The organism is Streptococcus sp. SPS1, assembly GCF_030439915.1.
Taxonomy (GTDB): domain Bacteria; phylum Bacillota; class Bacilli; order Lactobacillales; family Streptococcaceae; genus Streptococcus.
On the sequence record NZ_JAQFJG010000019.1, the window covers coordinates 1 to 14,731 of the forward strand.

15 protein-coding genes, 1 pseudogene and 1 other annotated feature are annotated in these 14,731 nt (G+C 38.8%); of the genes and pseudogenes, 13 read left to right on the forward strand and 3 right to left on the reverse strand.

The window, feature by feature from the left end; genetic code table 11:
- Positions 1-259 precede the first annotated feature (259 nt).
- Positions 260-1,456, forward strand: a complete 1,197-nt coding sequence (gene tuf, locus PCY12_RS09765; RefSeq protein WP_001040726.1) for an elongation factor Tu — start codon at positions 260-262, stop codon at positions 1,454-1,456.
- 96 nt (positions 1,457-1,552) lie between these two features.
- Positions 1,553-1,993, forward strand: a complete 441-nt coding sequence (locus PCY12_RS09770) for a hypothetical protein (protein WP_301352731.1) — start codon at positions 1,553-1,555, stop codon at positions 1,991-1,993.
- 78 nt (positions 1,994-2,071) lie between these two features.
- Here the strand turns inward: PCY12_RS09770 and PCY12_RS09775 are convergent, their stop codons facing one another.
- Together PCY12_RS09775 and PCY12_RS09780 are read right to left on the reverse strand one after the other, a co-directional pair.
- Positions 2,072-3,154 carry a DEAD/DEAH box helicase gene (locus PCY12_RS09775; RefSeq protein ID WP_301352733.1) on the reverse strand — a complete coding sequence of 361 codons (1,083 nt, stop codon included), beginning with the start codon at positions 3,152-3,154 and terminating at the stop codon, positions 2,072-2,074.
- Positions 3,151-4,128 (reverse strand): Gfo/Idh/MocA family protein, encoded by a 978-nt coding sequence (locus tag PCY12_RS09780; protein WP_301352735.1) that lies wholly within the window; start codon positions 4,126-4,128, stop codon positions 3,151-3,153. Before PCY12_RS09780 ends, PCY12_RS09775 begins: the two co-directional genes overlap by 4 nt.
- A 153-nt stretch (positions 4,129-4,281) precedes the next feature.
- Between PCY12_RS09780 and PCY12_RS09785 the strand changes: the two genes are divergently transcribed.
- The 7 genes from PCY12_RS09785 (at position 4,282) to PCY12_RS09815 (ending at position 10,102) form a co-directional block, all read left to right on the forward strand.
- Positions 4,282-4,974 (forward strand): YoaK family protein, encoded by a 693-nt coding sequence (locus PCY12_RS09785; RefSeq protein ID WP_301352736.1) that lies wholly within the window; start codon positions 4,282-4,284, stop codon positions 4,972-4,974.
- Positions 4,975-5,032: 58 nt separating this feature from the next.
- Positions 5,033-5,120 (forward strand) — a sequence feature (ribosomal protein L21 leader region).
- Between the two features lie 36 nt (positions 5,121-5,156).
- A complete protein-coding gene (gene rplU / locus PCY12_RS09790; RefSeq protein WP_000109141.1) occupies positions 5,157-5,471 on the forward strand; it encodes a 50S ribosomal protein L21 in 315 nt (104 codons plus the stop codon).
- A gap of 15 nt (positions 5,472-5,486) precedes the next feature.
- Positions 5,487-5,831, forward strand: a complete 345-nt coding sequence (locus tag PCY12_RS09795) for a ribosomal-processing cysteine protease Prp (RefSeq protein ID WP_000613699.1) — start codon at positions 5,487-5,489, stop codon at positions 5,829-5,831.
- Positions 5,832-5,847: 16 nt separating this feature from the next.
- A complete protein-coding gene (gene rpmA, locus PCY12_RS09800) occupies positions 5,848-6,141 on the forward strand; it encodes a 50S ribosomal protein L27 (RefSeq protein WP_000916509.1) in 294 nt (97 codons plus the stop codon).
- Positions 6,142-6,563: 422 nt separating this feature from the next.
- Positions 6,564-6,785, forward strand: a complete 222-nt coding sequence (relB, locus tag PCY12_RS09805; protein ID WP_301352737.1) for a type II toxin-antitoxin system RelB family antitoxin — start codon at positions 6,564-6,566, stop codon at positions 6,783-6,785.
- Entirely contained in the window at positions 6,786-7,049 is a 264-nt protein-coding gene (locus PCY12_RS09810; protein ID WP_301352738.1) for a type II toxin-antitoxin system RelE/ParE family toxin, read from the forward strand.
- Between the two features lie 1,001 nt (positions 7,050-8,050).
- Positions 8,051-10,102 (forward strand): YSIRK-type signal peptide-containing protein, encoded by a 2,052-nt coding sequence (locus PCY12_RS09815; RefSeq protein WP_301352739.1) that lies wholly within the window; start codon positions 8,051-8,053, stop codon positions 10,100-10,102.
- 267 nt (positions 10,103-10,369) lie between these two features.
- On the opposite strand, the pseudogene PCY12_RS09820 reads toward PCY12_RS09815, so the two are convergent.
- Positions 10,370-10,444: pseudogene (locus PCY12_RS09820) on the reverse strand (AraC family transcriptional regulator); the annotation flags it as partial.
- Here PCY12_RS09820 and PCY12_RS09825 point away from each other — a divergent pair.
- The 4 genes from PCY12_RS09825 to PCY12_RS09840 are packed head-to-tail and all read left to right on the forward strand — an operon-like array spanning position 10,437 to position 14,578.
- Positions 10,437-11,345, forward strand: a complete 909-nt coding sequence (locus PCY12_RS09825; RefSeq protein ID WP_301352741.1) for a LysR family transcriptional regulator — start codon at positions 10,437-10,439, stop codon at positions 11,343-11,345. The pseudogene PCY12_RS09820 and the gene PCY12_RS09825 sit on opposite strands and share 8 nt — an antisense overlap.
- Positions 11,342-11,803, forward strand: a complete 462-nt coding sequence (gene lspA / locus PCY12_RS09830) for a signal peptidase II (RefSeq protein WP_301352743.1) — start codon at positions 11,342-11,344, stop codon at positions 11,801-11,803. Before PCY12_RS09825 ends, lspA begins: the two co-directional genes overlap by 4 nt.
- A complete protein-coding gene (locus tag PCY12_RS09835) occupies positions 11,793-12,680 on the forward strand; it encodes an RluA family pseudouridine synthase (protein WP_261042714.1) in 888 nt (295 codons plus the stop codon). Before lspA ends, PCY12_RS09835 begins: the two co-directional genes overlap by 11 nt.
- A 2-nt stretch (positions 12,681-12,682) precedes the next feature.
- Positions 12,683-14,578 (forward strand): MBL fold metallo-hydrolase, encoded by a 1,896-nt coding sequence (locus PCY12_RS09840; RefSeq protein WP_301352745.1) that lies wholly within the window; start codon positions 12,683-12,685, stop codon positions 14,576-14,578.
- The last annotated feature ends 153 nt before the right edge of the window (positions 14,579-14,731 follow it).

The window sequence follows — 14,731 nt, forward strand, 5'->3', positions numbered from 1 at the left end:
TATGTTTTGTCATAGTAGACCTCATTTCTAACTCAAACGTCTCACACTTAATTCCACCATAAAAATCCGTTTTAGACTAATTTCCACTTTGATTAGGCAAGTGGAAATTACTTTGAGAAGTTACGGATTAAGAATAATTCATAAAAACTTTGTAAAATACTTGCAATTTAGCTGAAATTTGATAAAATAGTAAGGAAAGTTAGACTGTATTGCCTACTGTCTATCTATAAAATATATTTTATTGGAGGCTTTTACTCAAATGGCAAAAGAAAAATACGATCGTAGTAAACCACACGTTAACATTGGTACTATTGGACACGTTGACCACGGTAAAACTACCCTAACTGCAGCTATCACAACTGTTTTGGCACGTCGCTTGCCTTCATCAGTTAACCAACCTAAAGACTATGCGTCTATCGATGCTGCTCCAGAAGAACGCGAACGCGGTATTACTATCAACACTGCGCACGTTGAGTATGAAACTGAAAAACGTCACTACGCTCACATCGACGCTCCAGGACACGCGGACTACGTTAAAAACATGATCACTGGTGCCGCTCAAATGGACGGAGCTATCCTTGTAGTAGCTTCAACTGACGGACCAATGCCACAAACTCGTGAACACATCCTTCTTTCACGTCAGGTTGGTGTTAAACACCTTATCGTCTTCATGAACAAAGTTGACTTGGTTGACGACGAAGAATTGCTTGAATTGGTTGAAATGGAAATCCGTGACCTATTGTCAGAATACGACTTCCCAGGTGACGATCTTCCAGTTATCCAAGGTTCAGCTCTTAAAGCCCTTGAAGGTGACACTAAATACGAAGACATCGTTATGGAATTGATGAACACAGTTGATGAGTACATCCCAGAACCAGAACGTGACACTGATAAACCATTGCTTCTTCCAGTCGAGGACGTATTCTCAATCACTGGACGTGGTACAGTTGCTTCAGGACGTATCGACCGTGGTATCGTTAAAGTCAACGACGAAATCGAAATCGTTGGTATCAAAGAAGAAACTCAAAAAGCAGTTGTTACTGGTGTTGAAATGTTCCGTAAACAACTTGACGAAGGTCTTGCCGGAGATAACGTAGGTGTCCTTCTTCGTGGTGTTCAACGTGATGAAATCGAACGTGGACAAGTTATTGCTAAACCAGGTTCAATCAACCCACACACTAAATTCAAAGGTGAAGTTTACATCCTTACTAAAGAAGAAGGTGGACGTCACACTCCATTCTTCAACAACTACCGTCCACAATTCTACTTCCGTACTACTGACGTTACAGGTTCAATCGAACTTCCAGCAGGTACTGAAATGGTAATGCCTGGTGATAACGTGACAATCGACGTTGAGTTGATCCACCCAATCGCCGTAGAACAAGGTACTACATTCTCTATCCGTGAGGGTGGACGTACTGTTGGTTCAGGTATGGTTACAGAAATCGAAGCTTAATTCGATTTAGTTCCCAGAAGAACAATTATTTAAGTCAGACACTAAAAGAATCTTGCTTTGCAAGGTTCTTTTTTTCAGATATTGAACTAATACTCAATGAAAATCAAAGAGCAAACTAGGAAGTTAGCTGCAGGCTGCTCAAAACACTGTCTTGAGGTTGCAGATAGAACTGACGAAGTCAGCTCAAAACACTGTTTTGAGGTTGTAGATAAGACTGACGAAGTCAGCTCAAAATATGTTTTTGAGGTTGTAGATAAGACTGACGAAGTCAGCTCAAAACACTGTCTTGAGGTTGTAGATAAGACTGACGAAGTCAGCTCAAAACACTGTCTTGAGGTTATAGATAAGACTGAGGAAGTCAGCTCAAAACACTGTTTTGAGGTTGTAGATAAGACTGACGAAGTCAGCTCAAAACATGGTCTTGAGGTTGTAGATAAGACTGACGAAGTCAGCTCAAAACACTGTTTTGAGGTTGTAGATAGAACTGACGAAGTCAGTATCATATACATACGGCAAGGCGAAGCTGACGCGGTTTGAAGAGATTTTCAAAGAGTATAAAATTGAATTGCTTATAAAAAAGCTCCATACACTAGATGTGTATAGAGCAATGGGGGATTATTTGATATAGAGTTCTTGGTTTTTCAAGACAATTTCTCGTACACTTGTAAACTTTTTGAGTTTTTTGATTTCTTCTGGATGGGTTACGAGAGTAATAACATACCCTTCCTTGCCCATACGGCCAGTACGCCCAGCACGGTGAGTGTAAGTTTCGATATCTCTAGGGACATCAAAGTTTACAACACATTCGAGGCTATCGATATCAATTCCACGAGCCAAAAGGTCAGTTGCAAGGAGTAGGGTTAGTTGCTTATCTTTAAACTTTTCTAAGATGACTTTTCTAAATTTGACATTAACATCACTAGCGAGGGAAACAGCCAAGATATCACGATACTGTAATTTTTCTTCTGCACTTCCAAGGTCTGACAGGCTATTGAAGAAGACCAGACCGCGGAAATCCTCCACATGAGCTAGTTTTCGTAGCATATCCACTCGGTGACGTTGGTCTACCTGCATGTAGAAATGCTGGATATTATCCAGTTTTTGGTCAGAGAGATCAATGGTACGTGTATTTGGAGCAATCTTTTCTTGGTCAAACTTGGTTGTCGCACTCATATAGACAAGTTGGTGGTCACGAGGTGCGTAGTGAGTAATTTTCTCGACAAAGTGTATCTGAGAATCATCAAGCAATTGGTCAAATTCATCCAAGATGATGGTTTCTACATTCATCATCTTGATTTTTTTCAATTTAATGAGTTCAAAGATACGGCCAGGGGTTCCAATCAGAATTTCTGGTCCTTTTTTTAAGCGTTCAATCTGGCGTTTCTGACTTGAACCTGATAGGAAGAGTTGGGCTGTCAAGCCGATGGCTTCTGACCACGTTTTACATACATCAAAAATCTGTCCAGCAAGCTCCGTATTTGGTGCTAAAATCAAGAGTTGTTGGGCTTTTTTCTTTTGTAGTCTGAGAAGACTTGGTAGGAGATAAGCTAGGGTCTTGCCTGTTCCTGTTGGGCTTACTCCTAGAAGATTTTCTCCAGCAAGAAGGGGCTCAAATAGTTGAGTTTGAATGGGGGTGAATTCTTGGAAACCGAGTTGGTCACTCAGTTCTTGCCATTCAGTCGGTAGTTTGGTTTTCATTTTTCTGCCTCAAATCTAATGCCAGCAGTCTGGCGCATGGTATATAGTAGCTCATGAACAGAGCCTGCATCATCCAGCCAATTCTGGTAGAGTGTCTGGTCTGGTTGCTGAATCATCTGTGCAAATGCAGCGACTTCCTCAGTCATCGTATGAGGAGCCTGTTGAATAGGGAGATGGACTTGATTTCCTTGGTGGTCGGTAAAAATAGCTGAGCGGATATGCTCAATGGTGTTGAGGGTCAAGGTTCCATCTATCGTATAAATCTCGCAAGGAAGATTGGAAGTAATATTTTTCCCAGACTTGATGTGAACCTGAAAGTCTGGGTAGAAGAGGATACCATCTCCATTTAGATCAATGCTATTGTCAAGCTGTTGAGCTTGATAGGTAGCGTCCTGAGCTTTTCCAAAGAGACGAACAGCAACATAGAGGGGATAAATTCCCAAATCCATAAGAGCTCCACCGGCAAAACGGTCTGAGAAGACATTTGGTGTCTCCCCAGCCAACAAGTTAGGCATTTTGGAAGAATACTTGGCATAGTTGAAATCTGCTCCTAACACTTGCTTGTCTGCTAAAAAGTTTTTGATGATAGTGAAAGCTTTCTCGTGATAATTACGAGCTGCTTCGAAGATAAAACAGCGATTTTTCTCAGCTGTATGTCTCAAATCTAGCCATTCTTGTGGATGTGTGACAGCTGGCTTTTCAAGAATAACATGTTTACCAGCAGACAAGGCAGCTTTTGCCTGAGCAAAATGCAAGGAGTTTGGGCTAGCAATATAGACCACATCAAAGGAGCTCTTGAAGAAGTCCTCTACTTGATCAAAGAGTTGGATATTCTGATAGCGAGAAGCAAAGGTTGCTGCGGTTTCAAGTTTCCTAGAATAGACTGCGACCAGCTGGTATTTTCCACTAGCATGGGCTGCTTCTATGAAGTGGTGGCTGATAGCGCCTGTTCCGATGACACCTAATTTAAGCATAGATACTCCTTTTCCGATTTTAAATCTTTCTTTCATTATAACATAGATAGACGGGACTATCCAACAGAGGGGAAAAAATTTCAAATAAGCTACTAGGTCTTTTCCAAAGAAAGTGGTACAATAATGAGATGAGTAAATGAAATGGGAGGGAAAATGAGGTTATTACCTATAAGAAAAATATCACGTCAGTCTAAGAGGCTAGCGCTTTTTTTGACTTTTTGTGCAGGATATGTAGACGCCTATACTTTTATTGTGCGAGGGAATACTCTTGTAGCTGGACAAACTGGGAATGTCGTCTTTCTTTCAGTAGAATTAATTCAAAATAATGTTTCAGATGTTAGGGATAAGGTTCTCACCTTGCTAGCTTTTATGATGGGGGTCTTTCTATTAACAGTTTATAAGGAAAAATTGAGAATTGTGAAAAAGCCAATTCTGTCACTGATTCCTTTGGCAATTTTATCAATCATTATTGGTTTTGTGCCGCAAACTGTAGATAATATCTATCTAGTACCGCCCTTAGCCTTTTGTATGGGCTTGGTGACAACTGCCTTTGGTGAAGTATCGGGGATTGCTTACAATAATGCCTTTATGACAGGGAATATCAAACGAACGATGCTAGCTTTTGGAGATTATTTCCGAACCAAGCACACTCCTTTTTTACGTGAAGGGATTATCTTTGTAAGCCTGCTTAGTAGTTTTGTCCTTGGCGTTGTCTTTTCAGCCTATTTGACGATTTTCTATCATGAAATGACCATTCTTGGTGTTCCTATTATGATGAGCATTTTTTACCTCAGCATGCTTTTTGCCTCGTGGCGGAAAAAAGTAAAAGAAAAAGCTTTATTTTAGGTGTTATTACTTGTAAGAAAATAGGAGATATGCTATACTTGAAGAGTTGACTATGCACGATCCTGTGCAACCGCACGAACATCGTTGCTTGATTATTCAAGTTTAAGTGGTTCGTCCCACGATGCTAGGCGAGTCTTCACAAAAAATTAGGGGAAACCCATAAAAATCATAGGAGGTGCATAATGAGCACATACGCAATTATCAAAACTGGCGGAAAACAAGTTAAAGTTGAAGTTGGTCAAGCAGTTTACGTTGAAAAATTGAACGTTGAAGCTGGTCAAGAAGTTACTTTTAACGAAGTTGTTCTTGTTGGTGGTGAAAACACTGTTGTCGGAACTCCACTTGTTGCTGGAGCTACTGTAGTTGGAACTGTTGAAAAACAAGGAAAACAAAAGAAAGTTGTTACTTACAAGTACAAACCTAAAAAAGGTAGCCACCGTAAACAAGGTCACCGTCAACCATATACAAAAGTTGTCATCAACGCAATCAACGCTTAATTTTAAGGAGAACACATGATACAAGCAGTCTTTGAGAGAGCCGAAGATGGCGAGCTGAGGAGTGCGGAAATTACTGGACACGCCGAGAGTGGCGAATACGGCTTAGATGTCGTGTGTGCATCGGTTTCTACGCTTGCCATTAACTTTATCAATTCTATTGAGAAATTTGCAGGCTATGAACCAATCCTAGAATTAAACGAAGATGAAGGTGGTTATCTGATGGTTGAAATTCCAAAAGATCTTCCTTCACACCAGAGAGAAATGACCCAGTTATTCTTTGAATCATTTTTCTTAGGTATGGCAAACTTATCGGAGAACTCTTCAGAGTTCGTCCAAACCAGAGTTATCACAGAAAACTAACACGGAGGAAAACATTATGTTAAAAATGACTCTTAACAACTTGCAACTTTTCGCCCACAAAAAAGGTGGAGGTTCTACATCAAACGGACGTGATTCACAAGCAAAACGTCTTGGAGCTAAAGCAGCTGACGGACAAACTGTAACAGGTGGGTCAATCCTTTACCGTCAACGTGGTACACACATCTACCCAGGTGTAAACGTTGGTCGTGGTGGAGACGATACTTTGTTCGCTAAAGTTGAAGGCGTAGTACGCTTTGAACGTAAAGGACGCGATAAAAAACAAGTTTCTGTTTACCCAATCGCTAAATAAAAAGGTCCAGTGAACCTTTTTATCCTGAGCCTTGAACTGTAAAGGCGAGGAAGCTAGAAGTAGCATTAAATAAGGCTTTCCGAGTTTTCGGAGAGCCTGTTTTTGTTTTAGTACCCATTTTGGTACCCATATCTATAGTAGATTGACGTTAGAGTAGTACACACTAACGTCTAAAACATTATTAGAAATCAATTTGACTGTTCCAATATATTTGTTCAGTTTTTATTTCATTTTATTATAAAATCCTACATAGCTTGCGAATTGTTGGAATCATCACTTTGGGGTTTATAAAATTATCTCTTTTGTAAGGAGCTTGTATCATTCTATTAATAGGAATTATAAAGAATTTTACAAAATATCTTGACATTATGTATCAAAATGTATTACAATGTGTTACATAAAGATAGTTAAGGAGATGTTCTATGGCTACAGTATCTGTGCGATTAAACCAGGAAGAAGAAACATTTTTTAAGAGTTATGCTGCTTTGAGTGGTAAAAGTTTGTCTACTTTATTAAAAGAAGCTCTAGCTCAGTCTATTGAAGATGAGTATGACTTGAATATATACAAGAAAGCTTTTGAAGAGTATCAACAAGACAGTGAAACTATATCACATGTTGATTTCAAGAAAGAGTTAGGGTTTTAGATGTATCATGTTGCCTACTCCAAGAAAGCTCAGAAACAGATTCGAAAGTTAGAGCGTCATATTCAAGGATTGCTATTTGCTTGGGTAGATAAGAATCTTGAGGGAACAGATAATCCTCGAAAACATGGGAAAGATTTAACTGGTAATCGAGCGAATGAATGGAGATATAGAATTGGGGATTATCGTTTGATTTGCGATATTCAAGATGATAGGATGGTTATCCTGGCACTTGAGTTTGGTCATCGATGCGATGTCTATAAGTAATTTATCAGCACAGAAATGCTACCGTAGAAAAAAGTAGATTCAAGATTTAATCCCAAAGGTAGGATTGGATTTTCTGCTATATTCAGAACTTTTAGTTTTATTTTGATTTGTTTATTTTCAGAACTGAGATTACTCATCTTTTTCTAAAATTTTAATATTGTTTAGTGTTTTTATGGTGAAAAAAGCTAGTTTGGTATTTGACAACTTAATGATTTTTAAGATAGTCAAAATGATTTGACTATATTCAATCGATAAATAGGTATAAAAATTGCGAATATATACTATAATACCTTTATATTAGAAGTGGAGTAAGAAGAATGAAAGGATGTGAACTGGTATGAAAAAGATGATTACAATTATAGTCTGTTCAGTTTCTTTTCTTATGTTATCTGCTTGCGTTAGTAACAAAAAACTTATTCTTCCTGAACCAGAAACGATATCTGTAATTTATTTGCAGAAAAGTATCTCTGGAGATGTTAAAATTATAAACAAGAAAGATGATATCTCAAAATTGACTAAGGAGATACAGAAACAGTCAAAATCTACCACGTACTCCTAACACGGGAGAGTTATAATCCAAGATTACAAGGTCTTATAGAAATAAGAAATCCTGATAAGGCAATGTCTCTTCAAGACGCTATTCACTTCGCACAGCGACATGGATTCAACTTGCTCTTGGGTGTCAAAACCTCTTTTTAGTATGTCCAAAATTTGGAGAAATAAACAATCAACTAATTTTTATTTTTTTCAAACTTGAACTACCATATTTCTTGAACAGGTTGTTAAGAAAATAGCTGTAATTTACTATGAAAATTATAGTTTTACATGACATTTTTTAGAGAAAGGTATATAATGGTAAGGTAATATCAATTGTTTTTTTGAAAACATCGTGAAAATTACAATTTTATGCTTAGAACTCGAACCTCCCCTTGAATACTAAAATATTTAAGGGGGGGGTATTTTTATAAGTACCCATTTGTAAAAAAGAAATGAGGATGAAAATGAACTTTAAGTCAAGAAAATGTGAAGAAAACGGGAAAAAAGTTTTACGCTATTCTATTAGAAAGCATCATCTGGGAGTAGCTAGTGTGGCAGTAGCTTCGGTATTATTTTTTGCAACTGGTGTGGCGACTGTTCAAGCGGATGGACCAGGAGCAGGCGCAACAGGTTCAACAGGTTCAACAGGTTCAACAGGTTCAACAGGTTCAACAGGTTCAACAGGTTCAACAGGTTCAACAGGTTCAACAGGTGGACCAGCAGCAACAGGAGCAACAGGTGGAGCAGGAACAACAGGACCAACAGGTGGAGCAGGTGCAACAGGACCAACAGGTGGAGCAGGTGCAACAGGAACACCAGGCGCAGCAGGTTCAGCGGGTGCAGCAGGCGCAGCAGGTTCAGCGGGCGCAGCAGGTTCAACAGCAGAACCAGCTAATTATGATGGGAAAGTAAGTCTTATCGGTCAATGGACAAATGAATCACACGAAAAAAAAGATACTGAAAATACATATAAGAATGCTACAGATAAATTAGGTGATCCCTTACCTAATCCGGGACTTTTTCGTGGAGTTGCCAAGACTTTTCTTGGTTGGTCTGATAAACCGCCTGTAGATGGGAAGATAGCTGAAGGAGCAAGACTGTTTTCACCAAAAGATACAGTGTCAACAGCCTTTCCAGATGGATTGAAAGCTGATTCCAAGCTATACGGTGTATATGCCAGTTTAAATGACCAAGATAAGCCTTTCCCATCAGACAGATTCGGTATGGGACTTGCTATTATAGGTGGAATGAATAAATTTAAAATTAACGATAATAAGGTTCATATTGATACGAATGTTAAATCAGAAGATGTATTGCCAAATACTAAACTACATAAGGAAGAAATAGATGGGAACGTTCGAAAAATCATTGACAAAGTGAATCCGGAAAATAATGATACTACTAAGGTTAATGAAGTGGTTTTAAAAGCTGAGTTTGAAATGGATAACACTACAGCGATGACTGTGTATAGAAATCCTCATGTAGGATATGTAGGCCCTGTTTTATCAAACACATACAAAGGTAATAAATTTGAAGTAGATGAAAGAAGAAAGACTTACACATATGTAGACTTAAATGTAAATTTAGAAAAAGGTTTAGTGGTTCCGAAAAAATTATATGCGGAGTTTAATGGTTACTCATGGAGACCTTTATATGCTATAGGAATTAAGGAAGACGGCACAAAAGAAATTCTAAATGTTTATTCAAAAGATGGAACAAATTTAGGAAAAACAAAAGATAGCTTTAATTCATTAGTTAGTAATACAGATCCTAGAGTTACATTTGGTGTTGAAACTAAAGGTTACAATAATATAACATTTAGAATGATTCTTAGATCTTCAAACGGATATGATAGTGATAGACCGGAAAGTGAACGTAATGAGCGTATAGCTGAGAGTGTTATAAAACCAGATGAAGGGAAGTCTATTGCAGAAACGATTATGCGTAATATGACACTTAAAACTCTTTCATCAACAGAGCTTAAAGAATTGTTTCCTGGTAAGAGTCCTGAAGAAATCAATGAGATGGTAGTTCGTATTGCACAAGATAAGGCAAAAGAATTGGCAGCTAAAAAAGAGTTCTTGAGTGTAACAGGATCAGTTGAAGGAAATGTTCGCCCAAATGCAGGTACAATCGGTTGGTTTTCTTCTGCTATAAATTTACCTATTAAAAAAGTAGAAGCTAATGTTTTGGAATTAGGTTATGTGTTACCACCACAGCCATCACCATCACCAGATCCCCAACCGGCACCACAGCCAGAACCGCAACCTAATCCTCAACCGGCACCACAGCCAGAACCGCAACCTAATCCTCAACCGACACCACAGCCAGAACCGCAACCAACCCCAACTCCTACTCCAACTCCTTCAGAGAATTGGAATCAAGGAAGTATTGGAGTGAACAAGCAGGATGAACTACCTCAGACAGGTAGTCAACAAGATGAATGGTTGGTAGCTCTAGGTGGCTTATCTCTCCTAGGTGCTTTGACGGTATTTCCTAAAAAACGAGAAGAATAGGATATGCTAAAAATCGTTTAATACTCAATGAAAATCAAAGAGTAAACTAGGAAGCTAGCCGCAAGCTGTACTTGAGTACGGTAAGGCGACGCTGACGTGGTTTGAATTTGATTTTCGAAGAGTATAAATAATGAAATGATGGAAATATACCCCCTATAATGAAAGAGGCGATTGTGAAGGAAACAATCGCTTCTTTTATTGGGCTTATGATTTTTGGTATTCATATTGAATTTTATAGACAGTAGTTTGATTTGAAAATTTCCATACTTTTTTCCTTTTTGGAAAACTTCTAAAATATGGTATAATGAAAAGATAAAGAAGTTGGGGGTAGAAGATGAACATTCAACAATTACGCTATGTTGTGGCTATTGCAAATAGCGGTACTTTCCGTGAAGCTGCTGAAAAGATGTATGTTAGTCAGCCGAGTCTGTCTATTTCTGTTCGGGATTTGGAAAAAGAATTGGGCTTTAAGATTTTCCGTCGGACCAGCTCAGGAACTTTCTTGACCCGTCGTGGTATGGAATTCTATGAAAAAGCGCAAGAATTGGTTAAAGGATTTGATATTTTTCAAAATCAGTATGCCAATCCTGAAGAAGAAAAAGATGAATTTTCCATTGCCAGTCAGCACTATGACTTCTTGCCACCAACCATTACGGCTTTCTCAGAGCGCTATCCTGACTATAAGAATTTCCGTATTTTTGAATCAACTACTGTTCAAATATTAGATGAAGTGGCGCAAGGGCATAGTGAGATTGGGATTATCTACCTCAACAATCAAAATAAAAAGGGGATTATGCAACGGGTCGAAAAGCTAGGCCTAGAGGTCATCGAATTGATTCCCTTTCATACCCATATTTATCTCCGTGAGGGGCATCCTTTAGCTCAGAAAGAGGAATTGGTCATGGAGGATTTAGTAGATCTACCGACAGTTCGTTTTACTCAAGAGAAAGACGAGTACCTTTATTATTCAGAGAACTTTGTTGATACTAGTGCGAGCTCACAGATGTTCAATGTGACTGACCGTGCTACTTTGAATGGCATTTTGGAGCGGACGGACGCCTATGCGACAGGTTCTGGATTTTTAGATAGTGACAGTGTTAATGGCATCACAGTTATTCGTCTCAAGGATAATTTGGATAATCGCATGGTTTATGTTAAACGTGAGGAAGTGGAGCTTAGTCAAGCTGGGACTCTTTTCGTAGAAGTCGTGCAAGAATATTTTGATCAGAAGAGGAAATCATGAAAAAAAGAGGAATAGTGGCAGTCGTTGTACTGCTTTTGATTGGGCTGGATCAGTTGGTAAAATCCTACATCGTCTGGCAGATTCCACTGGGTGAAGTGCGCTCTTGGATTCCTAATTTCGTTAGCTTGACCTACCTGCAAAATCGAGGGGCAGCCTTTTCTATCTTACAAGATCAGCAGTTGTTATTTGCTGTCATTACTCTGGTTGTCGTGGTAGGTGCCATTTGGTATCTACATAAACACATGGAGGACTCACTTTGGATGGTTTTGGGTTTGACCTTGATTATCGCAGGTGGTCTTGGAAACTTTATTGACAGGATCAGTCAGGGATTTGTTGTGGATATGATCCACCTTGACTTTATCAATTTTGCAATTTTCAATGTGGCAGATAGCTATCTGACGGTTGGAGTGATTATTTTATTGATTGCAATGCTAAAAGAGGAAATAAATGGAAATTAAAATTGAAACTGGTGGCCTGCGTTTAGATAAGGCTTTGTCAGATTTGACAGAATTATCACGCAGTCTCGCGAATGAACAAATCAAATCAGGACAGGTCTTGGTTAATGGTCAAGTCAAGAAAGCTAAATACACAGTCCAAGAGGGCGATGTTGTCACCTATCATGTGCCAGAACCAGAGGTTTTAGAGTATGTAGCTGAGAATCTTCCGCTAGACATCATCTACCAAGATGAGGATGTGGCTGTCGTTAATAAGCCTCAGGGGATGGTTGTGCATCCGAGTGCTGGTCATACCAGTGGAACCCTGGTAAATGCCCTCATGTATCATATTAAGGACTTGTCTGGTATCAATGGGGTTTTGCGTCCGGGAATTGTTCACCGTATTGATAAGGATACGTCAGGTCTTCTTATGATTGCTAAAAATGATGAGGCGCATTTAGCACTTGCTCAAGAACTTAAGGATAAAAAGTCTTTACGTAAATATTGGGCGATTGTTCATGGAAATCTGCCCAATGATCGCGGTGTCATTGAAGCACCGATTGGCCGTAGTGAAAAAGATCGTAAGAAACAAGCTGTGACTGCTAAAGGGAAACCAGCCGTGACTCGTTTCCATGTCTTGGAACGCTTTGGCGATTATAGCTTGGTAGAGTTGCAGCTGGAGACAGGGCGTACCCATCAAATCCGTGTTCACATGGCTTATATCGGCCATCCAGTCGCTGGGGATGAAGTCTATGGTCCACGTAAGACTTTGAAAGGGCATGGACAATTTCTTCATGCCAAGACTCTAGGTTTTACTCATCCGAGAACAGGTGAGACCTTGGAATTTACAGCAGATATCCCAGAGATTTTTAAGGAAACATTGGAGAGATTGAGGAAGTAAGAATGAAAAAGAAATTGATTAGTTTAGCACTTGCAGGCGCTTTTTTAGGCTTGTCATGGTATGGAAATGTTCAAGCTCAAGAAAATTCAGGAAATAAAATCCACTTTATAAATGTTCATGAAGGTGGTAGTGATGCGATTATTCTTGAAAGCAATGGACATTTTGCCATGGTGGATACAGGAGAAGATTATGATTTCCCAGATGGAAGTGATTCTCGTTATCCATGGAGACAGGGTATCAATACAACTTATAAGCATGTTCTAACAGACCGTGTCTTTCGTCGTTTGAAGGAATTGGGTGTCCAAAAACTTGATTTTATTTTGGTAACCCATACCCACAGTGACCATATTGGAAATGTTGATGAATTACTGTCTACCTATCCAGTTGACCGAGTCTATCTTAAGAAATATAGTGATAATCGTATTACTAAGCCTGAACGTCTTTGGGATAATCTGTATGGATATGATAAGGTTTTACAGACTACTACCGAAAAAGGTGTTTCAGTGATTCAAAACATCACACAAGGAGATGCTCATTTTCAGTTTGGGGACATGGATATTCAGCTCTATAATTATGAAAATGAATATGATGAGAATGGAAATCTTAAACCTGTTTGGGATGACAATTCCAATTCCTTGATTAGTGTAGTGAAAGTTAATGGCAAGAAAATTTACCTTGGGGGCGACTTAGATAATGTTCATGGAGCAGAAGACAAGTATGGTCCTCTCATTGGAAAAGTTGATTTGATGAAGTTTAATCATCATTTAGATACAAAAAATTCTAATACAAAAAATTTTATAAGAAATTTGTCTCCTGAGATAATTGTTCAAACTTCCTCCTCACCAATTGGTTCGTATGATAGCGGTCAAGAAATAAATAGGGAATATATTAGCTGGCTTGAATCAATGGGAATTCAACATATAAACGCAACCAGCAAAGACTATGATGCGACAGTTTTTGATATTCGAAAAGACGGTTTTGTCAATATTTCAACATCCTACAAGCCGATTCCAAGTTTTCAAGCTGGCTGGCATAAGAGTGCATATGGGAATTGGTGGTATCAAGCACCTGATTCTACAGGAGAGTATGCTGTCGGTTGGAATGAAATTAAGGGTGAATGGTATTACTTTAACCAAACGGGTATCTTATTACAGAATCAATGGAAAAAATGGAACAATCGTTGGTTCTATTTGACAGACTCTGGTACTGCTGCAAAAAATTGGAAAAAAATCGATGGAATCTGGTATTATTTTAACAAAGAAAACCAGATGGAAACTGGTTGGATTCAAGATAAAGAACAGTGGTATTATTTGGATTTTGATGGTTCTATGAAGACAGGTTGGCTTCAATATAAGGGGCAATGGTATTACTTTGCTCAATCAGGAGAAATGAAAACGGGCTGGGTAAAAGATAAAGAAACCTGGTACTATATGGATTCTACTGGTATCATGAAGACAGGTGAGATAGAAGTTGCAGGTCAACATTATTATCTGGAAGATTCAGGAGCTATGAAGCAAGGCTGGCTTAAAAAGGCAAATGCTTGGTACTTCTACAAGACAGACGGTTCACGAGCTGTTGGTTGGATCAAGGACAAGGATAAATGGTACTTCTTGAAAGAAAATGGTCAATTACTTGTGAACGGTAAGACACCAGAAGGCTATACTGTTGATTCAAGTGGTGCCTGGTTAGTGGATGTTCCGATCGAGAAATCTGCTACAACTAAAGACACAAGTAATTCAGAAATTAAAGAATCTAGTGAAGTAGTGAAAAAAGATCTTGAAAATAAAGAAACGAGTCAACATGAAAGTGTTACAAGTTCTTCAACTAGTCAAGATTTGACTTCTTCAACTTCACAAAGCTCTGAAACGAGTGCAAACAAATCGGAATCAGAACAGTAGTAAAAAGAAGTAAAAAGAAGGTTTTAGGGTAAATTCCCAAACTAACTTCCACCGCTAATCCAAGTGGAAGTTAGTCTGATAAAAATCGTAAAAACCAGTGGAAATCCGTGTCAGGGTAAGTTCCGCTGGTTTTAATCATGCTTGATTTCATCG